Annotated in this window: 18 protein-coding genes, 1 tRNA gene and 4 pseudogenes; 8 read left to right on the top strand and 15 right to left on the bottom strand. The window is 67.7% G+C overall.

From position 1 onward, the window contains the following. Nucleotides 1-33: 33 nt before the first annotated feature. A tRNA-Ala gene (locus K9U37_RS18055) sits at nt 34-106 on the top strand. A 163-nt stretch (nt 107-269) separates the two neighbouring features. Here the strand turns inward: K9U37_RS18055 and K9U37_RS18050 are convergent. Beyond that, nucleotides 270-347, bottom strand: a pseudogene (locus tag K9U37_RS18050) (hypothetical protein); the annotation flags it as partial. Between the two features lie 393 nt (nt 348-740). Between K9U37_RS18050 and ppdK the strand changes: the two are divergent. Then, entirely contained in the window at nt 741-3,434 is a 2,694-nt protein-coding gene (ppdK, locus tag K9U37_RS18045) for a pyruvate, phosphate dikinase (RefSeq protein WP_243072863.1), read from the top strand. 8 nt (nt 3,435-3,442) lie between these two features. Next, entirely contained in the window at nt 3,443-3,568 is a 126-nt protein-coding gene (locus tag K9U37_RS20095; RefSeq protein ID WP_272888060.1) for a hypothetical protein, read from the top strand. A gap of 7 nt (nt 3,569-3,575) precedes the next feature. Here K9U37_RS20095 and K9U37_RS18040 read toward each other — a convergent pair whose 3' ends face one another. Then, on the bottom strand, nt 3,576-4,199 hold the full coding sequence (locus K9U37_RS18040) for a M15 family metallopeptidase (RefSeq protein WP_243073446.1): 624 nt from the start codon (nt 4,197-4,199) through the stop codon (nt 3,576-3,578). Nucleotides 4,200-4,243: 44 nt separating this feature from the next. Continuing rightward, complete coding sequence (locus K9U37_RS18035) at nt 4,244-4,501, bottom strand: hypothetical protein (RefSeq protein WP_243072862.1); 258 nt, start codon at nt 4,499-4,501, stop codon at nt 4,244-4,246. A gap of 69 nt (nt 4,502-4,570) precedes the next feature. Here K9U37_RS18035 and K9U37_RS18030 point away from each other — a divergent pair, with 69 nt between their 5' ends. Continuing rightward, the gene (locus K9U37_RS18030) at nt 4,571-5,122 is read left to right on the top strand and encodes a hypothetical protein (protein WP_243072861.1); all 552 of its coding nucleotides are present in this window, start codon (nt 4,571-4,573) and stop codon (nt 5,120-5,122) included. Here K9U37_RS18030 and cmaA1 read toward each other — a convergent pair. From cmaA1 to K9U37_RS18015, 3 genes are all read right to left on the bottom strand, one after another. Further along, entirely contained in the window at nt 5,100-5,978 is an 879-nt protein-coding gene (cmaA1, locus tag K9U37_RS18025) for a cyclopropane mycolic acid synthase CmaA1 (RefSeq protein ID WP_243072860.1), read from the bottom strand. The genes K9U37_RS18030 and cmaA1 overlap by 23 nt on opposite strands. A 243-nt stretch (nt 5,979-6,221) precedes the next feature. Beyond that, a complete protein-coding gene (locus K9U37_RS18020) occupies nt 6,222-6,359 on the bottom strand; it encodes a CstA-like transporter-associated (seleno)protein (RefSeq protein WP_372489534.1) in 138 nt (45 codons plus the stop codon). After that, on the bottom strand, nt 6,359-8,653 hold the full coding sequence (locus K9U37_RS18015) for a carbon starvation CstA family protein (protein ID WP_243072858.1): 2,295 nt from the start codon (nt 8,651-8,653) through the stop codon (nt 6,359-6,361). The genes K9U37_RS18020 and K9U37_RS18015 overlap by 1 nt, the downstream gene beginning before the upstream one ends. 188 nt (nt 8,654-8,841) lie before the next feature. Here K9U37_RS18015 and K9U37_RS18010 point away from each other — a divergent pair, with 188 nt between their 5' ends. Then, nucleotides 8,842-10,119, top strand: coding sequence for an ATP-binding protein (locus K9U37_RS18010; protein WP_243072857.1), 1,278 nt, complete (start codon nt 8,842-8,844; stop codon nt 10,117-10,119). 74 nt (nt 10,120-10,193) lie between these two features. On the opposite strand, the gene K9U37_RS18005 is transcribed toward K9U37_RS18010, so the two are convergent. Further along, nucleotides 10,194-11,735 (bottom strand): molybdopterin-dependent oxidoreductase, encoded by a 1,542-nt coding sequence (locus tag K9U37_RS18005; protein ID WP_243072856.1) that lies wholly within the window; start codon nt 11,733-11,735, stop codon nt 10,194-10,196. A 65-nt stretch (nt 11,736-11,800) separates the two neighbouring features. On the opposite strand from K9U37_RS18005, the pseudogene K9U37_RS18000 reads away from it, so the two are divergent. Next, nucleotides 11,801-12,184, top strand: a pseudogene (locus tag K9U37_RS18000) (acyl-CoA dehydrogenase family protein); the annotation flags it as partial. A gap of 700 nt (nt 12,185-12,884) precedes the next feature. On the opposite strand, the gene K9U37_RS17995 reads toward K9U37_RS18000, so the two are convergent. After that, nucleotides 12,885-13,559, bottom strand: a complete 675-nt coding sequence (locus tag K9U37_RS17995) for a winged helix-turn-helix transcriptional regulator (protein WP_243072855.1) — start codon at nt 13,557-13,559, stop codon at nt 12,885-12,887. Nucleotides 13,560-13,612: 53 nt separating this feature from the next. Then, nucleotides 13,613-14,038, bottom strand: a complete 426-nt coding sequence (locus tag K9U37_RS17990; protein WP_243072854.1) for a hypothetical protein — start codon at nt 14,036-14,038, stop codon at nt 13,613-13,615. Nucleotides 14,039-14,096: 58 nt separating this feature from the next. Between K9U37_RS17990 and K9U37_RS17985 the strand changes: the two genes are divergently transcribed. Continuing rightward, nucleotides 14,097-14,909 carry a class I SAM-dependent methyltransferase gene (locus tag K9U37_RS17985; protein ID WP_243072853.1) on the top strand — a complete coding sequence of 271 codons (813 nt, stop codon included), beginning with the start codon at nt 14,097-14,099 and terminating at the stop codon, nt 14,907-14,909. Here K9U37_RS17985 and K9U37_RS17980 read toward each other — a convergent pair. The 3 genes and pseudogenes from K9U37_RS17980 to K9U37_RS17970 all read right to left on the bottom strand — a co-directional run. After that, nucleotides 14,890-15,072 (bottom strand): annotated as a pseudogene (locus K9U37_RS17980) (hypothetical protein); the annotation flags it as partial. The gene K9U37_RS17985 and the pseudogene K9U37_RS17980 sit on opposite strands and share 20 nt — an antisense overlap. An 11-nt stretch (nt 15,073-15,083) precedes the next feature. Continuing rightward, complete coding sequence (locus K9U37_RS17975) at nt 15,084-15,536, bottom strand: hypothetical protein (protein WP_243073500.1); 453 nt, start codon at nt 15,534-15,536, stop codon at nt 15,084-15,086. 261 nt (nt 15,537-15,797) lie between these two features. Further along, the gene (locus K9U37_RS17970; RefSeq protein WP_243072852.1) at nt 15,798-17,057 is read right to left on the bottom strand and encodes an integrase catalytic domain-containing protein; all 1,260 of its coding nucleotides are present in this window, start codon (nt 17,055-17,057) and stop codon (nt 15,798-15,800) included. A gap of 125 nt (nt 17,058-17,182) precedes the next feature. On the opposite strand from K9U37_RS17970, the pseudogene K9U37_RS17965 reads away from it, so the two are divergent. Beyond that, a pseudogene (locus K9U37_RS17965) lies at nt 17,183-17,776 on the top strand (NAD-dependent epimerase/dehydratase family protein); the annotation flags it as partial. Here K9U37_RS17965 and K9U37_RS17960 read toward each other — a convergent pair. The 3 genes from K9U37_RS17960 to K9U37_RS17950 are packed head-to-tail and all read right to left on the bottom strand — an operon-like array spanning nt 17,701 to nt 19,210. Then, the gene (locus tag K9U37_RS17960) at nt 17,701-18,477 is read right to left on the bottom strand and encodes a DUF6390 family protein (RefSeq protein ID WP_243072851.1); all 777 of its coding nucleotides are present in this window, start codon (nt 18,475-18,477) and stop codon (nt 17,701-17,703) included. The pseudogene K9U37_RS17965 and the gene K9U37_RS17960 sit on opposite strands and share 76 nt — an antisense overlap. After that, on the bottom strand, nt 18,474-18,722 hold the full coding sequence (locus K9U37_RS17955; RefSeq protein WP_243072850.1) for a HypC/HybG/HupF family hydrogenase formation chaperone: 249 nt from the start codon (nt 18,720-18,722) through the stop codon (nt 18,474-18,476). Before K9U37_RS17955 ends, K9U37_RS17960 begins: the two co-directional genes overlap by 4 nt. Beyond that, nucleotides 18,722-19,210 carry a hydrogenase maturation protease gene (locus tag K9U37_RS17950; RefSeq protein ID WP_243072849.1) on the bottom strand — a complete coding sequence of 163 codons (489 nt, stop codon included), beginning with the start codon at nt 19,208-19,210 and terminating at the stop codon, nt 18,722-18,724. The genes K9U37_RS17955 and K9U37_RS17950 overlap by 1 nt, the downstream gene beginning before the upstream one ends. Nucleotides 19,211-19,212 lie beyond the last annotated feature (2 nt).

Raw genomic sequence — 19,212 nt, 5'->3', positions numbered from 1 at the left:
CGTTCCGGTGGTGTAACTTCGGTGGGCACACTTGGGGCTATGGCGCAGTTGGTAGCGCACCACACTGGCAGTGTGGGGGTCAGGGGTTCGAGTCCCCTTAGCTCCACTCGTTTCACCAGGCAAGACAGCACTATTACACATGTGCAGAAGCTCGGTTGACGACAGTTTCCCGAAGAGTTCGAAGCGATCGAACGCATCGCCGCCGCACGGGCTTTGCCTGCGTCGGCGGTCGCGAGGGAGCGATTGCTGGCGATGATCCGCGAGGCGCGGTCATAACGGACCTCCACCACCCACTCAGGCCGTAGCGGCACGAAGGAGAGGTCCTTTCCGGCTTTCCGGCAGGACCCCTCACCAGGTTGGTCGAACCGATCTGCTCGGCCAATTCGGTTGCGCGCCACGCGGGCGTCCTCGTCGACCATGCAGATGTCGGAGGCGGTGAGCTCCTGCCACCAGGGACACCCGGCCCTGGCAGCAAAGAACCGTCAGGCCCTCCACCCGGTGACCGGCGCGGGACAGCCCTACTTGTGCGCGGTGCGCTTCAGCAGGTATTGGAGCCATCGAACGTCGAGCAACATGAGGTCTAAGGTAAGCGCCGAAAATAAGGTTGCAAGCCTCCAGAGCTAATACGTCGCTAAGAAAAGTTGCCAGAACGTCATTAGCTTCCGGCATTCGCCGAAGCGCAATAATCAGGAAGCCTCGCGGCTTAATGTTGACGACATCGGCCGTTAAGGAGAAACCTGATGACCAAGTACGTCTTCGACTTCACCGAGGGTGACAAAGATCAGAAGGACCTGCTGGGCGGCAAGGGCGCGAACCTGGCCGAGATGACCAAGCTCGGGTTGCCGGTGCCGCCCGGGTTCACCATCACGACCGAGGCGTGCCGGGAGTACCTTGCGCACGGCAGCGCACCCGGTGAGCTGCGAGTGCAGGTCACCACGGCATTGCGTCAGTTGGAGGACACCCTCGGCCGCCGACTCGGTGACCGCCACGACCCGCTGCTGGTGAGTGTTCGTTCCGGTGCCGCCTTCTCGATGCCCGGGATGATGGAGACAGTGCTGAATATCGGGCTCAACGATGCCAGCGTGAAGGGGTTGGCCGAGGAATCCGGCGACGAACGCTTCGCCTGGGATTCCTACCGGCGACTGCTGCAGATGTTCGGCAAGACGGTGTTGGAGATACCCGGCGAGGTGTTCTCCGACATGTTGGACAAGGCCAAGTCGACCAAGGGTGTGTCCAGCGACGTCGACCTCGATGTCGACGATCTGCAGGCGCTGGTCGCCACATTCAAGGACGCGGTGCGCGAGCACTCCGGTCAGGAGTTCCCGCAGCATCCGCGGGAGCAGCTCGACATGGCGATCAACGCCGTCTTCGACTCCTGGAACACCGATCGGGCGCGCTTGTACCGACGGCGGGAGCGGATCCCGCAGCACCTGGGTACCGCCGTCAACGTCTGCACGATGGTGTTCGGCAACCTGGGCCAGACCAGTGGCACCGGCGTGGCGTTCACCCGCGACCCGGCGTCCGGGCGGCCCGGTGCGTACGGGGACTACCTGTCCAACGCGCAGGGCGAGGACGTCGTCGCCGGGATCCGCAACACCTTGTCGTTGGACGATCTGAAGGCGCTGGACCCGTCGTCGCACAAGCAGCTGATCAAGGTGATGCGCCGGCTGGAGACGCACTACCGGGACCTGTGCGATATTGAGTTCACCATCGAGCGCGGCAAGTTGTGGATGCTGCAGACCCGGGTCGGGAAGCGCACGGCGGCGGCGGCGTTCCGGATCGCTGCGCAGTTGGTCGACGAGAACCTGATCACGATGGACGAGGCGCTGTCTAGAGTCTCCGGTTCGCAGCTGGCATTGCTGATGTTCCCGCATTTCGATCGGTCCGCTCCCCGTGAGTTGTTGACGACGGGGATGGCCGCCTCGCCGGGCGCAGCAGTGGGCCGCGCGGTGTTCGATTCGCCCACCGCCAAGGCGTGGGCCGACCGTGGCGAGCAGGTGGTCTTGGTCCGCAGGGAAACCAACCCCGACGACCTCGAGGGCATGATCGCCGCGAGCGGGATCCTGACGGCGCGGGGCGGAAAGACCTCCCACGCGGCTGTTGTCGCCCGCGGCATGGGCAAGACGTGTGTCTGTGGCGCCGAAGAGCTCGATGTCGACGCCTCGACGCGAACCGCACGGGTCGGCACGGTGCTGATCGAGGAGGGCGATGAGATCAGCATCGACGGGTCCACCGGCGAGATCTTCCTCGGGCCGATGCCGGTCGTGCCGTCTCCGGTGGAGACCTACATCGAGGCCGGCCTGGCGTCAGCCCTGAAGGGTGCCGACGACGAGACCACCGCGCTGGTCAAGGCAGTCGACCGGTTGCTGACGCATGCAGACATTCGCCGTCGCTTGGCGATCCGCGCGAACGCCGACACCACCGAGGACGCTGTCCGCGCGAGATCCCTTGGCGCGCAGGGCATCGGCTTGTGTCGCACCGAGCACATGTTCCTCGGCGATCGTCGGGTCTTGATCGAACGGGTCATCCTCGCCGGTAATACCGAGGAACGCGACGCCGCGTTGGCGGCGTTGTTACCCCTGCAGCGCGGAGACTTCGCGGAGTTGCTCGACGCGATGGACGGACTGCCGGTAAACATCCGGCTGCTGGATCCGCCGCTGCACGAGTTCTTGCCGGACCGCACCGAACTCGCGGTGAAGGTCGCCCTCGCCGAGGCCAGGGGTGAGACCGGTGAGCAGCTGGATGTCGACCGCAAACTGCTGGCCGCGGTGCAGCGGCTGCACGAATCGAACCCGATGCTGGGTTTGCGCGGCGTACGCCTCGGGTTGCTGACCCCCGGGTTGTTCGCGCTGCAGGTCCGCGCCATCGGCGAGGCGATGGCCGATCAGATCGCCGCGGGCAAGGATCCGAAAGTCGAAATCATGGTGCCGCTGGTGGGTTCGATCATGGAGCTGCTTCTGGTCCGCGACGAGACCGAGCAGATCCTCGCCGACGTCGCCGCCGAGAGGGGGGTGACGCTGACGGTGCCGATCGGAACGATGATCGAGCTGCCGCGCGCCGCGCTCACCGCGCACCGAATTGCGGAGGCCGCGGACTTCTTCTCCTTCGGCACCAACGACCTGACCCAGACGACCTGGGGGTTCTCGCGTGACGACGTCGAGTCCACGGTGTTCGCGGCATACCTGGAGAAGGGCGTCTTCACCATCTCGCCGTTCGAGACCATCGACGCCGACGGCGTCGGGCGGCTGGTGGAGATCGCGGCCAAGGAGGGCCGAACGACGAAGCCCGGACTCAAGCTCGGGGTCTGCGGGGAGCACGGCGGTGACCCCGAATCCATCCACTTCTTCCACAGGACGGGGCTGGACTACGTGTCCTGTTCCCCGTTTCGGCTACCGGTCGCCCGCCTCGAAGCCGGTCGGGCCGCTGTCAGCTGAGGGCAGCCATGGCAGCGGGCGCCGATGTCGACCGGCTCGCGCACGCACTGCTCGACGCGGTCGAGGAGGGTGTCGAACGCGAGCAGGGCCTGCTGGCCACATTCCGCCGGACGGCCGTCGACATCGTCCGCTGAGCGGCGCTCAATCGACGGGCACGTCCAGGATGGGGCGCTGCACACCGGCGCCCGGACCGTCGAAATGCCACCACTCCCCGGAGTAGGGCGCCAGCCCGCCCGCCTGCATCGCCGAGCGCAGTTTCGCCCTATTGGCCTGGGCCGCCGCGCCGACACCGTCGGTGGCATAGGCCGGGGCGCGTGCGGTGAAATCGTCGAACCCGGTCCCCATGTCCATGAGGTGCCCCCGATCGGCGAGCGTGACGTCCACCGAGCGGCCCGCCTCGTGGCTGCGGGCGTACGGTCCCGGCTTGGCGACCCACGCCGGGTTGGGCACCACATCGAACATCCGCACCTGAACGTCATGCGGGCGGTAGCAATCCCAGAAGACCAGAACGTCGCCGGATGCCCGCAGCGTCTCGGCGGCGGCGGCGAGCCCCGGCGCCATCGACTCGTGCACCAGGCAGCGGGCGCCGGACGGGTAGAGCTGCACGCCGGTGAAGTTGTCGGCCGTGGCATAGCGCATGTCGACGATGGCGTCCGGCACCACCGCGCGCACGTCCACTAAGCCGGCCGCCGCGGCCTGCGGGCTCACCGGCGGCACCGGGCTGGCGCCGGCCGTAGGCGCCCCGACCACAGTCGCCGCCGCGATGACCCCCGCGAGCGTCACCCCAGCGTGACGCAGTGCGCCTGTCGTCACGCTGGGGCGACTTTCGGCGTCGTAGCGTCCCCGATGTCCAGGGCCTCGGCCTCGTGTCGGTAGCGCGGATAGCTCCACCGACCACGGGTCAGCCACATCAGCGCCAGCGCGATCAGCATCCACAACTGGCCAGCAATAGGCTCGCGGTGGTGTTGTTCGACAGCCAGGTGAAGATGAAGCTGACGGCCGTGGTGAACGCGACGAAATTGCCAACGACCGCGAGTGTAACAAAATGGATCGATCATGAGAATCATCGGTATGGGGCGTTGACCTGCCGATCTCGGCGGTCACCGCATCGGGAAACAACCGCGGAGGACACGACGGTGACGATCACGACGAACAGGGCAGTCCACACCGGCAAACTGCTGCGCCGCGCCTGCCTGGGGCTGGCGGCGCTGGGCGTCTCGGCGGCCGTCCTCAGCGCGCCGGCAGCGCTGGCCGACCCCGCGGATCCGGCCCCGGCGCCGCCGCCGGCACCGGTGGGGGCCCCCACCGACGCCGCCGCTGCGCCCGTCTCGGCGACACCGTCACCACTGGCCGACGGTGTGCCGCATCTGCCCAGCCCGGACAACCTGCCCGCGGGTACCACCGACGCCCCGCCGCCACCCCGCAGCCTGGGGTATCTGCGCGAGGTTCTGCATGCGATCGGTAACCACGACGTGTCGATGAGCGATGCGTTGCTGCTGCTGGCGCAGCGGCCGATGACAGCCACCGCGGGACCCGGCCAATCGGCGGCCCCATCCGACCTGTGGGATCCTCGGCGGCCGTGCCCGCCGTCCCGGCTGCCCCCGCCGCCACCCCGACAGCAGATCCGGGCACGCCGTAGCCCGGATCATCCGTCGGCGCCCGGTGTTACCGCGCCTTCTCGAGGGTGAACTGATCGACGTCGATGTAGCCGATGCGGAACATCTTCGCGCAGCCGGTGAGGTACTTCATGTACCGGTCGTAGACCTCTTCGGACTGGATCGCGATCGCCTCGTCGCGGCGGGCTTCCAGCGCGGCGGCCCACAGGTCGAGGGTGCGGACGTAGTGCGGCTGCAGGGACTGGACGCGCGTCACCTCGAAACCTGCTGCGGTGGCACGGTCTTCCACCATCGGGATCGACGGCAGCCGGCCGCCGGGGAAGATTTCGGTCACCATGAATTTGATGAAGCGGGCGAACTCGAACGTCAGCGGCAAGCCGCGTGCGGCCGTCTCGTTCGGGTGTAGGCCTGTGATGGTGTGCAGCAGCATGACACCGTCGGCCGGCAGCGCCCGGTAGGCCCAGGCGAAGAACGCGTCGTAACGCTCGTGCCCGAAATGCTCGAACGCGCCGATGGACACGATGCGGTCGACGGGCTCGCCGAACTGCTCCCAGCCCTCCAGGAGAACGCGTTTGGAGCGGGCACCGCCGGCGGCGTCGAACAGCTGCTGGACGTGGCCGGCCTGGTTCTTGCTCAGAGTCAGCCCGACGACGTTGGCGTCGTAGCGCTCCAGCGCGCGCAACATCGTCGCGCCCCAGCCGCAGCCCACGTCGAGCAGCGTCATCCCGGGCCGCAGGCCCAGCTTGCCCAGCGCCAGGTCGATCTTGGCGAGCTGCGCCTCCTCCAGCGTCATGTCATCGCGCTCGAAGTACGCACAGCTATAGGTCTGGGTCGGATCCAAGAACAGCCGGAAGAAGTCGTCGGACAGGTCGTAATGCGCCTGTACGTCCTCGAAGTGCGGGGTCAGATCGTCCGGAGGTTTAGCCACCGGCTCAGCTTGCCACTAATCCGCGGCGACACCTACCACGACTTCGTTGCGCCGGCGGGACCCCCGCCGGGTGGCTACCGGAGCCGTCATCAAACACAGGGCCCCGGGATCAACATCAACAACACCGTTGTCCTGTCGGCGGCGTCTACCGGTGCATCCAAGAGAGCGGCTTCCTCGGCGGCGACGGCGCCGAGCACCGAGCGCCCGTCGGCGGCAGCAAGCGGGGATCGCCACACTGACCGGCTAGCAGCAGCGCGCCGTCGGGCTGGTGTCGGTGGCGTGATGGCGCATCCGCCAGTACTCGGCCTCGCTGAGCACCGGTTCGCCGGGGTGGGTGCGGAGGCGGTGCTCGACGTAGCGCCGGTAGCGGCTGTCACCCATCAATGCGCTGATGTACCAACGGATTTGGCGTGCGGCGCGGGAAGCGCGTCCCATTGCTTCTGCACCTCCTTCTCGACTGGGGTGGCGAACAGACTCGACGGCCCGAAGATCTTCGACGGTACCGGGGTTTCCTCGGCGAGCGGACGTCCACCACCGCGGATCGAGCGCACGGCCATGACCACGCCGGCCGCGACCACGATGATCACCACGACCGCGAACACGATCGACAGTGTGCCCTGGATGAAGGTGTTGCGAACCACCTCGTGAAGCTGGTTGGCGCTCTTGGCCGACCCGAACGCCGTCTTGCCAGCCTCCTGGGCGGCGCGGTACTGGAAGTGCTGCGTCCAGTAGCCCAGCTTGGGATCGCCGGAGAAGATCTTCTGCCAGGACGCGGTCAACGTCACGACGAGGTCCCACAGCAGCGGTACACCGGGAATCGAAGCCCATTTCAGCAGGCCCTTCTTGATCACCACCACGGTCACCACCGTCAGTGCGATCGCGGCCAGCAGCTGGTTGGCGATGCCGAAAAGCGGGAACAGCGTGTTGATTCCACCCAGCGGATCGGTCACGCCCATCAGCAGGATGGACCCCCACGCGGCGACGACGATGATGCTGCACACCCAGGCGCCGACCCGCCAGCTCGGGTTGTGCAGCCGCCGCAGTGGGCCGCCGAGATTGGCCAGTCCGTCGGACAGCATGAACCGCGCCACCCGGGTTCCGGCGTCGACGGTGGTGAGGATGAACAGCGCCTCGAACATGATCGCGAAGTGATACCAGAACGCCTTGAGCGCGCTTCCGCCGAACACCTGGTGCAGAACCTCGGCCATCCCGAACGCCAGCGTCGGCGCGCCGCCGGTGCGGGAGATGATCGATTCCTCGCCCATGCTCTCGGCGGCGTCGGTGATCTGCCCGGGAGTGATCGGCGCGCCGGCCAGCCCGAGGCCGTTGAGGTACTTGGCGGCGGTCTCCGCAGTTGCGCCTGTCGCCGCCGACGGCGCGTTGATCGCAAAGTACAAGTGCTGGTTGAGGATCGAGGCGGTGATCAACGCCATGATCGCCACGAACGACTCGGTGAGCATGCCGCCGTAGCCGATCAGCCGCATCTGGCTTTCCTTCTCCAGCAGCTTGGGCGTGGTGCCCGAGGAGATCAGCGAATGGAAGCCCGACAGCGCACCGCAGGCGATCGTGATGAACAGGAACGGGAACAGCGAGCCGGCGAACACCGGCCCGGCCCCGCTCGTGGCGAACTGTGAGATCGCCGGGGCCTCCATCACCGGGCGGGCCAGCACGATGCCCACCGCCAGCAGCGCGATGGTGCCGACCTTCATGAACGTCGACAGATAGTCGCGCGGCGCCAGCAGGAACCACACCGGCAGCACCGAGGCCGCCAGGCCGTAGATGATGATGCACCACGACAGCGTCACCTTCGAGAGTGTGAACCACTCTGTGCCCCAGTCGGTTCCGGCCACCCACCCGCCAGCGACGACCGCGAGCAGCAGCAGCACGACGCCGATGAGTGAGATTTCCGAGACCCGGCCGGGGCGGAAGAACCGGAGGTACAGGCCCATGAAGATGGCGATCGGGATCGTCGTCGCGATCGAGAAGACGCCCCAGGGACTTTCGGCCAGCGCGTTGACCACCACCAGCGCCAGCACCGCCAGCAGGATGACCATGATGACCAGGACGCCGATGATGGCCGCTGCGCCACCGACGGCGCCGAGTTCGTCGCGTGCCATCTGCCCCAGCGAGCGACCGCGCCGCCGGCTCGAGATCGACAGCACCAGATAGTCCTGTACGCAGCCGGCGAAGACCGCGCCGAAGATGATCCAGATGGTGCCGGGCAGATACCCCATCTGGGTGGCCAGCACCGGACCGACCAACGGCCCCGCTCCGGCGATGGCGGCGAAGTGGTGGCCGAAGAGCACCCGCCGGTCGGTCGGCATGTAGTCGGTGCCGTTTTCCATGACCTCCGCGGGTGTCGCGTGGTCGTCACGCGGGCACGCGATCTTCATCTCGATCAGCCGGGCGTAGAACCGGTAGCCGATGACGTAGGTGCAGATCGCTGCGATGACGAACCACACCGCGTTGACCGTCTCGCCGCGGAAGAACGCGATGATCGCCCACGCGATCGCACCGAGGACGGCGACGGCGCCGAAGATCAGCTTGTGCCGGGTGGTGATCGGCGTGTGGTCGATGATCGCCACCGGCGGCAGGTCCTTGTCGGTGCGGACGAAGGTGACGTCGCCTCTCGTCTCCTCAAGGGGTTCCGACGGCGCGGCGGTCGGTGAAGACACGGTGGTTTCTCCCATTGGTGAGGCTGCAATATCAGCCCGTGCCGCGATCCTTTCACCCGCGCATTCGACCGGTCCGGACATTAGGGCCGAAAGCCGGTCCGTTTTCTCACCCGGGCGCCCACCCGGATGGGGGATGCCGGGACGGTCGGCGTCGGTCACCCTCGACGAAACTCTCGAGGAGGTGGGGCATGCCACCGTGGCGCCTGCGCGACTACCACGACGAAGACCTGGATCAGGCCATTCAGGTCTGGGATCAGAGCCGCACACCCGGCTCGGGTGAGCCGGTGTTCACCGTCGCCGAGGTGATGGCCGCCGCCCGTGCCGGACAGCCCGCGGTGGTCGCCGAGGTCGGCGACGAGGTGGTCGGCATGGCGGTGGCACAGACGCAGGGCGAGCGCGCGTGGATCCAGCTGGTGGCGCTGAGCTCGCGGTGGCGGCACCGCGGCATCGGCAGCGCACTGCTCAGTGACCTCGAGCGGCGGCTGCGCTCGCAGGGGGTGCGCCGGATCTGCGCGGTGCTGCCCGAGGGCGCCACCGGCGCGGCGGCGATGGAGAATTCCGGTTACGCCCGCCGGGAGGGACTGGTCTATTTCGAGATGCTCGAGCACATGGGCCTGGATCAGGCCAACCTGCTCGACGAGCTCGGCGGCCGCCTGCTGCCACCCGGCCTGTTCGACGACATGGCCGGCATGGAGCAGGAAAAGCAGATCATCGAACGCCGCATCGTCGACCCGCTGGCTCATCCGGAGATCGCCGAACGCTACGGCGTCCAGCCCCCGAAGGCGGTGATCCTGTTCGGCCCGCCCGGCACCGGGAAGACCAGCTTTGCCAAGGCGATCGCGTCGCGGCTGGGCTGGCCGTTTGTGGAGCTGTTCCCGTCCCGGCTGGCGGCCACCGGCAACGGCGGCCTTGCCGCTTCGTTGCGCGAGGCGTTCGCCGAACTGGCCGAGCTCGACGAGCTGGTCCTCTTCATCGACGAGGTCGAGGAGATCGCCACCGCGCGGACCGGAGCCTCGACCGCAGGGCTGGGTGTGACCAACGAGCTGCTGAAGCTGATTCCGGCGTTTCGGCAGAAGGACAGCCGGCTGCTGGTGTGCGCCACCAACGCCGTGCACTCGCTGGACTCGGCGTTCCTCCGGCCGGGCCGGTTCGACTACGTGATCCCGATCGGGCCGCCCGATCAGCCGGCCCGCCGGGCGGTGTGGCAGCGCTACCTCGGCAAGGCCTGCGTGCACGTCGACGTCGACCGGCTGGTCTCGGCCTCGGAGTTCTTCACACCGGCCGACATCGAGTTCGCCGCCCGCAAGGGAGCCCAGGCGGCCTTCGAGCGTGAGATGCGTGACGGCCGCGGCGAGCCCGCCACCACCGCGGACTATCTCGACGCGATCGGTGAGATCAGGCCGACGTTGACTGCTGAGATGCTGGCCGAATTCGAGCGCGGCAAGGCCGAATTCGCGCGGGTCTAGACGCCGGCGCGCTCGTAGAGGGCCCGTAACGGAGGCAATGGTGCCGACCTCGGCGGGGCGGTGGATCTTTACCCTCAGCGCACTTCGAAGGAGACCGACGGCCATCCCGTCGCCCCGTCCGGAGCCGGGGTGGCCTGATCCTGGGTCTGCGTCGCGCCGGTGTTGTCGGTGGCGCGGGCGGTGATGGTGTGTGTCCCGGGGGCAGTGGCCTGCCACGGGAAGCTCCACAGCCGCCAGGTGTCGTTCGAATACGACGCACCAAGGCGGGCGAACTGCCACGGCCCGTCGTCGATGCGGACCTGGACGGACTGGATCCCGCGGCTCTGCGCCCAGGCGACCCCGCCGAAGGTGACCGGCCCGACCGGCACCTTCTGGCCGTCGCGGGGCACGTCGATGCGCGACTCGGTCTTGATCGGGGCACGCTCGGACCAGCCGAGCTTGGTCCAGTACGCCTGGGTCCGGTCGAAGCGGGTCAACTCCAGATCGGTGACCCACTTGGTGGCCGAGACGAAGCCGTACAAGCCGGGCACCACCAGTCGAGCCGGATAGCCGTGTTCGACCGGCAGCGGCACACCGTTCATCCCGATCGCCAGCATCGAGTCGCGCCCGTCGGACAGCGCCTCGACCGGGGTGCCGGCCGTGAACCCGTCGATGGAGGTCGACAGCACCATGTCGGCGTCCGCGTGAATTCCACTGTCGCGCAGCAGGTCTCGCACCCGATAGCCGGTCCAGGTGGCATTGGATATCAGGTCGCCACCTACGGGGTTGGACACGCAGGTCAGCGTGACCACCTTCTCGATGGGCTCGAACTTCCGCAGGTCCTCGAAGGTGTAAGTCACCTCACGGTCGACCATGCCGTGGATACGCAGCCGCCAGTCTGCTCGCGACAGCTGGGGAACCCTCAGCGCGGTGTCGATCCGGTAGAAGTCGGCGTTGCTGGTGATGAAGTTCGGCAGCTGTACGCCCTGCGGCTGAACGTCGGCGGGGATCGGCGGGGCCGGCGACTTCACCGCGGGCAGCGCGAAGCTGTCGCGGTCACCGGAGACCGAGCGCAGCCCTCGGCCGATCACCGCGCCGCCGACACCACTGAGCAGACCGACTCCGGCGAAGCCGAGGGTCACCAGTGACAGGCGCCGGCCGGGATCGACCCCGGCGGCCTCCATCGAGGCCGTCGCGCGGCCCTCAGCGATCCGTCCGGACGTCAGCAGCCGCAGCACCGCAATCCCGCAGACCGCGCCGATGAGGGTGGGGATGATGTCGACCGGCCGAGCCCCCGGAAGCGCCAGCACCGCGGCACTGCCGGCGACCGCGCCGGCCAGGATCGCCAGCGTGCCCGTCGGGATGCGGGAGCGCTCCCCGAGCGCGGCAACGGCGGCCAACACCCCGATCATCACGATCACCATCACCGACAAGAACAACTTGTCGGCGGTGCCGAAGGTCTGGATCGCCCACTCCTTGACCGGACCCGGCGTCAGGTTGATCACCGCGGTTCCGACCGCTGTGCGCGCGTCGGCGGCAGGGGAGAAGAAGACCGCAAGCAGCTGGGCCACACCGAGCGCCGCCGCGGCCGCGGCGACGCCGGCGCCCATCCGAAGACCGGTGCTGGTTCGGGCCATGCGGTCAACCTACCGCCGGGTGGCGCTTAGCATTCGTTACCGCCTGATGACGAGCGGTAACGTCGCTACCGGTCGACGCAGATGCGCTGCGTGAGCAATCCGTTTGGACGCAACCGAACTCGCCAAGCTCGACGAGACGGCTGAGGTCGACAAGCTGATCCCCACGGGGCACATCATGCCGCACTGGCCCAAGCCGTGGGGCCGCGCCGCGGGCGCGATCGAGCCACGACCCGCGCCACCCGGGTCGACGGTGGCTGGAAAATCACCGGGCAGAAGGTGTGGACGAGCGGTGCGCACTACTGCAAGCGCGGGCTGGCCCACCGTGCGCACCGAATTCAATGCCCCCAAGCACCAGGGCATCACGATGGTGATCCTCGACTTGGAAGCACCGGGCGGTCGAGGTGCGCCCGCTTCGGCAGGGAGACGCCTCGACTCCGGTGAACAAGATCGCGATTTCGGCAATCGCCGACCTGCAGAAGTACTGGGCCGAGTAAGTTCCCCAAGCTCTATGGCAGCGACTACAAACCCGCGGAGGGCGGTTTCTTCCAAATTCGGCGATTTCGTCATCCCGATCGTCCTGGCTCACGAGTGGGGGCACGCGGTGCAGGCTCGCTCGAACTTCACCGCCCGCACCGTGACCAAGGACCGACAGGCCGACTGCTTCGCCGGCGCCTGGGTCAAACACGCCCAGGCCAAAGGCGTCTTCAAGGCCAACTCCGCCGAACTCAACACTGCGCTCGCCGGCATCCTGGACTGTGTGCCCGACGACTACATCGGGTGGGACAACGTCGACGCGATGCCCACCGCGTGCCGCCAGGGCGACGACTTCCCCGTGGCCACCCTGCTGGCTACCCAGTACGCCCTGGCGGCCATGACCCGGGCCGATGACCAGTCCGACGACAAGACCCAATCACTGCGCGGCGGCTGCTTCGCCGGCGCGTACACGGCCAGCGTGGTGCTGGGCAAACGCGCCGACACCAGCAGCTTCCGCAGCTCGCCGGGAGATCTCGACGAGGCCATCACCGCGCTGCTGGTGTTCTGTGGGCGACGGCGACGGCGACGTCGAGCGTCAGGGCGCTGGGTTCGAACGGATCCGGCACTACCGCAACGGCGTCATCAACGGCGCGGAGTCCTGTCGGAAGGACTGACTCACACCGGGCGCGGTATCGCGGCAAGCTTGGACTGTCCGATCCAGTGCGGCAACGCCTTTCGGGCCTCGGTGGTGCCCGACACCGCGGCGCTGCGGTCGAGCAGCGCCCGCGACCACGACACGTCGCCACGCCAGATCAGGGTCAGTGTGCGAAGGCTCGTCGCGACCGTGGCGGCGACGTCGTAGCCTGGGTCAACATCGCAGATGTCGGCGCGGCCCTCGGAGACCACCAGCCACCAACGGGACGCCTTCGGCGCCACTCCGCCCAATTCGAAGGCCACCGTGGTCCGCGCCCGCGGCCAGCTGTCGATCGGGATGTTGCGCTGGATGTCCCACATCAGCAGATGCGGATCCAGGTCTTCGTCACCGAGGTTGCCGATCCACCGCACGCCCCAGGCCCCCAACGCGTCCACCACACCGGACAACTCCTGCCCGGACTCGGTCAGCGAGTAGCTGCTACGCCCGTCGATCTCGGTGCGCTTGACAAGGCCCGCATGCGTCAGCGACTTCAAGCGCTTGGACAGCAACGCCGGCGACATCTTGGGTACACCTCGGTGCAGATCGTTGAAATGTGCGCTGCCCTGCAGCAATTCGCGTACCACCAGCATCGTCCAGCGTTCGTCGAGCAGTTCCATCGCCTTGGCGACCGGGCAGAATTGTCCATAGGTCGCCATCGACCGCTCCTTTCCTCGATGCCTTTCAGTACACGTCAGGAAAGCCGCGGTGGCTAGTACAGATCCTGTACCGCTGCATCACCCAGGCGGGGATAGCCGACGCGCAGCAGTCCGGCGGTCGCCGCAGCGGCCAGGGCCGCATGCAGCCACCCCGGGCCTGCGGTCGGCTTCGGCCATCCGATCGGGTCGTCCTTCGAAGGGTGTTTCGAGATGTCGTTGCACCCAATCGATACTCGGCTCCAGGTGTCATGGTGCGCAACGACCGGTTTCCTCCGACGTGAGAGGAACTGGCTCTCGTCGGCGCCAGCTGTACGGAAGAACTTGCGAGACAACATGATTGATGACATGGTCCGCGCATCGCGCATCGCGCATCGCGCATCGCGCATCGCGGAGCGCGAGTGCGATTGGAACCACGCCGTCGTCGGGCGATCGCCCCGGCCGGTACACATCCTGTACCGCTGCTGGTTCAGATCGCGCACTGGAATCGGTTCGCCCTTCGGCGCAGGCTGGCATCAGCACTTCGAGAGGAGAACAGACATGAGTGCAACCATCATCGACCGAGAACTGGAAGCCAAACACCGCGCGGTGTGGGCGCTGGGTGACTACCGCGCCGTCGCCGACGACCTGGTCCTTCCGCTGGGATCGGAACTCGTTGCGGCAGCCGGAATCCAGTCCGGTGACCGGGTGCTCGACGTCGCAGCCGGCACCGGTAGCGCGGCATTCGCCGCCGCCGCCCTCGGAGCCCGCGTCATCGCAAGTGATCTATGCCCCGAGCTGTTGGAGCACGGGCGGGCGGCAGCGGCTGCCCGCGGCGCGGATGTGGAGTTCCGCGAAGCCAACGCCGAAGCGCTGCCGTTCGCCGACGGCGAGTTCGACGCGGTCATCTCCAGTATCGGCGTCATGTTCGCCCCGCATCATCAGCGGGCGGCCGACGAACTGATCCGCGTGTGCCGCCCGGGAGGAACCGTCGCGGTGCTCAGCTGGACTCCGAGCGGATTCATCGGGCAGATGTTCGCGACGATGAAGCCGTACCTGCCTGCTCCGCCGCCCGGGGTGCAGCCGGCACCGCTGTGGGGCGACGAGGCCCACGTCCGCACGTTGTTCGGTGACCGGGTGGACGGCATCGGCCGCCGGCGCGGTGCGCTGGCGGTCGGCAGATTCAGCGACGGCGCGGCGTTCCGGGACTACTTCAAGGCCAACTACGGTCCGATAGTCTCGGCTTACCAGTCCATCGATGACGAGAACGCCGCCGCACTAGACGCGGAACTGGCCGCGCTCGGTGACCGTGCACTGGCCGATTCGCCGACCATGCAGTGGGAGTACCTGGTTCTCACCGCCCGGCGGCGCTGAGACCTCGGAGCCCGGCCGCCAGGCGGGTCAGTATCTGCGCCGTCGGTTCCTCGGTGATGCGGCGAAATCCCGTGCCGGCCCGCAGATGGAGGTGATCGGGCCGGGCGGCGGCCGCTGCTGCCTTGCGCAGCGGACTGGTGAGATGGTGGATCACCGGGTAGCCCAGGGAGTCGGCTAGCGATTCGGGAACAGCCGCGGGAACAGGTCGTGCAGCCGCCGGCGCACACCAGGATTGGGCTGCGGTGCACCCGGCTGTACGGCCGGCGGCGGCGGGGCGACCACGGTGGAGGCCGTCGCTGTGACACTGGCGAAGGCCGGCGGTGTGGTGCGAGCGGGGGCTACCGGCGGAGGTGCGAGGGCCGACGACGGTTCCGGCGTGACAGCGACTGCCGACGTCGAGGGCGGCGCCGGCGGGGGAGCATCCTCGGCGGGCTCCGACGAATTGTGCGCGACGGTGATCACGGCGGCGACCAACGCGGCCAGGACCAGGATTCCCAGCGCGCCGAGAAGCACCGAGGCCCAGTGACGCTGAGGGGAGAAGTCCGGCGACTCGGGATCCTCGGCGGGCACCGACGCCGACCACGGCCGGTCGACATCGTCGATGAGAGCGTCGGCTGCGAAGCGCACGTCGTGCCCAGTGCCCAAGTACAGCGGTCGGGTGGTGGCGGTGGCCGGTGTGTCGGCTTCGACCTCTGGGGTGGTTCGGGTGGGAGAAATGGCGCTCGACCTCCGTGTCGCCTGCTTGCGCCCCGATCCTAGTCAACATCACCGGGCCGCTCATCCGGGCTGCGGCAGTGAACACTTCCCGCATCCGAGGTGCCTCACGTAAATGTGAGCGCGAAGGGTGAGCTGGTGCCTCACGCATGGTGAGCGCGTGGAGGGCTTGCGTTACTTCGCCTTGGCCAATCGGTTGATTGACGGGTCCAATGCTTGCAGGTCGGTGTGGCGTGCGGCGGCGAGGGCCTCGGTCTTGGCCTTGGCCAGGTCCAGCAGTTGCATTTGGATGGTGTTGATCTGTCGGGTCAGATCGGCCGGGTTGATGCCTTCGATTCGCGCGGCCACGTTCGAGAGTTGTTGTGTATCAATATGTTCCGATGCCTGCAGGCGCTGCCACGGGGTGGCTGGCTTGTCGTAGATGCGCTTGCGGCGGCCGTTGGCGGTGGTGGTGTAGCCGACGGGCTTTTTCGTCGGGGTGAAGAAGTTCAGGCGCAGCGACACCATCGGCCACAGCCGGTTGAGCAGTTCCAGCTCCGCCGGGGTGTCATAGCGCCAGTAGAACGCGTGTTTGCGCACCACATGGTTGTTCTTGGACTCGACGTGGGCCTGGTCGTTCTTCTGGTACGGCCGCGATCGAGTCTGGGCGATGTCGCGGTCCTGCAGCCAGTCGGCGACTTCGTGATTGATGAACTCAGACCCGCAGTCCGAATCGAAAATCACCAGATCGAACGGGAAGCGCTCCTGCAGTTCCTCGATGCCCTCGAGGATCCACTTGGAGGCGTTGTTGCGGATCGAGCAGTTCTCGGTCCAGCCGGTCACCAGGTCGGTCATCGTCAGGGTGCGGGCGAATTCGCCGATCAACGTCGGGCCGCAGTGCGCCACGGTGTCGGCCTCGATCACCCCCGGGGCATCAGGCGCCTCATCAGCGCAGGTGCGGATGGCGATCGAATTACGCAGCAGCGGTGAGGGTTTCGTCGTCGAGATGCCCTTGATGCGCATCCGGTCTCGGGCGGGTTTGAGGTAGCGGTCCACGGTGGCTGCGCTCATCGCCTTCAGCTCCGCCACGGCCGCTTCGGTGGCGAACGGTTTGTCAAGATCACTGGCGGCGGCCAGCAGCGGCAGCCATAGTTCGACCATGACCACCAGGTACTTGCCGCACGGCATGCCCATCAAGGCCCACACGTGCTCCAAAAGCGCCCTGGCGTCGTCACTGAAGCCCCGCGCCCGCAACCTGCGCCCGTCGACCTGCTCGGCCGGCTCCGGCAGTCTCGGGCCGGTCAGCATCCGCCGGGCCGTCGAGCGGCCCATCCCCGTGGTGGCCACCACCCGATCCAGGATCTTGGTCTTGTCCGCCTTGGACGCCTTGCGGTACTGACCTCGCAGCTTGTTGGCTACCTGCCGCCTCGCAGCCATGTCGATCTTGCCTTCCACATCGGGCAAGCCTTCCGGGCCACGCGCTCAAAATAGGTGAGGCACCACCACCGGCCACGCGCTCAAAGTAGGTGAGGCACGCCGGCATCTTGTCTTCTCGCCCGCGCATCAGGCATGCTGCGGGCATGGCCGGCGCCGGCAAACTGGTGATGGGTGCGAGCGGTTTCCTCGGCTCCCACGTGACGCGCCAACTCGTCGAGCGCGGCGACAGCGTCCGGGTGATGCTACGCGAGAACAGCCCCACCCGCGGCCTCGAGGGCTTGGCGGTGCAGCGCCTCTACGGCGACATCTTCGACGACCGGGCGCTGCGTATGGCGATGGCCGGCTGCGACGTCGTCTACTACCGCGTCGTGGACACCAGGGCGTACCTTCGCGACCCCGCCCCGCTCTACCGCACCAACGTCGAGGGACTTCGTCACGTGCTCGACGCCGCCGTGGAGGCAGACCTTCGGCGCTTCGTGTTCGCCAGCACGATCGGCACCATCGGCCTCGGATCGGGCGGACCGGTCGACGAGGACACCCCGTTCGACTGGGGGCCGAAGGCGGGCGACTACATCCGCTCGCGGGCTCAGGCCGAGCAGCTGGTGTTCGACTACGCCCGCGGCAGGGGCCTGCCGGCCGTGGCGCTGCGTGTCTCCGATACCTACGGACCGGGGGACTGGCAACCCACCCCGCACGGATCCCTGGTCGCCGCGGCCGCCGCCGGGAATGCGGCGTTCACAATGTCCAGCGTCGCGACGGTGGCCTGTTCCAGGAAGGCGACCTCGTCGGCGTCGAGGCGATCGCAGATCCAGTCCCAGTGCGCCGCGACCGTGTCACCCCGCCGGGGTGCCGGTGCCAGGGAGGTGCCGTCGCGGCTCCAGCACGCGGACTCGGTGGTGTCCTCGCCCAGTCTCAGCGCGCCGTCGTCGAACCGCAGCGGCCGTGAAACCATGACGACTTGTTCATCGTCGACAGATTCCACTGTGCCCCAACGAATCCGGCAGGACTGCAGGATTCGCAACGGGGTGGACGGGTCGAGGTGCAGGAAGCGCACCCATGGGTAGACGACGAAGACGTGGAAGCTGTGGTGAGCCACCGCTTTGCCGCCGACCGTATCCAGCACGCCGGTGGGCTGGTTGGCGAACACCGTGCCCAACCGGCTCCATAGTCTCGCCCTGTCGACGGCGGCCACCTGCGGCCCGCCGATCCAGTAGCTGCGCACCACCTCGGTGTCGAGTGGGCTGCGGGCGCCGATGGCGGTGGCGATCTCCTCGAGGTAGGGCCAGGCACCCTCGAAACCGGCCGCGAGTTCGGCGATCTCGGTGTGGCCACCGCGGCGCAGCAGGACCGAGGAGTCGGGCGGCCCGCAGTAGCCGAGTTCGTTGGGCGGGAATGCGTAGCGGGCGAACAGCTCCCAGCCGGGCTTGTCGGTGGTCACGGCTGCTCGTCGAGTCCGCTGCCCATCAGTCGCAGCCCGGTCATCGCCGCCTCGGCGCCGCGCGCGTCGGTCTTCTCGACGACGAAGCCCATGTGGATGATCACCCAGTCGCCGGCGCTGAAGGTTTCGTCGGGCAGCATGCCGATGTTGACCCGCCGCGCTTCACCGGCGACGTCGACGAGGGCGAGTTGTCCGCCGTAGCCCTCGATCATCGACACCACCCGACCCGGGATACCGAGGCACATCACGCCTCCCGTGCTGCGGGCCGGCCGCGCAGTATCGCCACGGCCGCCTGGACCGCCTGCACAGCGGCGGGCAGCGCTGCGCGCACCGGCTGGCTCAGGTCGATGCCGTCGTCGGTGTCGAGGGCCTCGCATCCGACGACGATGGTCCGCGGCGCGATGCCGCCGAGAGCGCGCAGGCTGGCGAACACCGTGCCGGGGTCCATTGCGTGCGCGTCCAACGCTGAAGTGGCGCCGAGCGATTCATGGTCGGCGTCGAACACGTGCAGCAGGCCTGGCGATCCGCGATTCGGCAGGGCATCGACGAGGATCAGCGCCGACCAGTCCTCCAGCAGGTCGTAGGCCAGGTGCATGCCGCCGATGCCGTAGTCGGTGACCCGGACAGTGTCGTCGCCGAAGCGATCCTCGAGCCGGCGGATCACTTCGGGGCCGAAGCCGTCGTCGCCGAGGAAGATGTTGCCGACGCCGGCGATCAGTATGCGGTCGGTCACGT

It is taken from the genome of Candidatus Mycolicibacterium alkanivorans (assembly GCF_022760805.1).
Lineage (GTDB): Bacteria > Actinomycetota > Actinomycetes > Mycobacteriales > Mycobacteriaceae > Mycobacterium > Mycobacterium alkanivorans.
The sequence above is the reverse complement of the archived record's forward strand: the minus strand, read 5'-3'. Positions and strand labels throughout refer to the sequence as shown.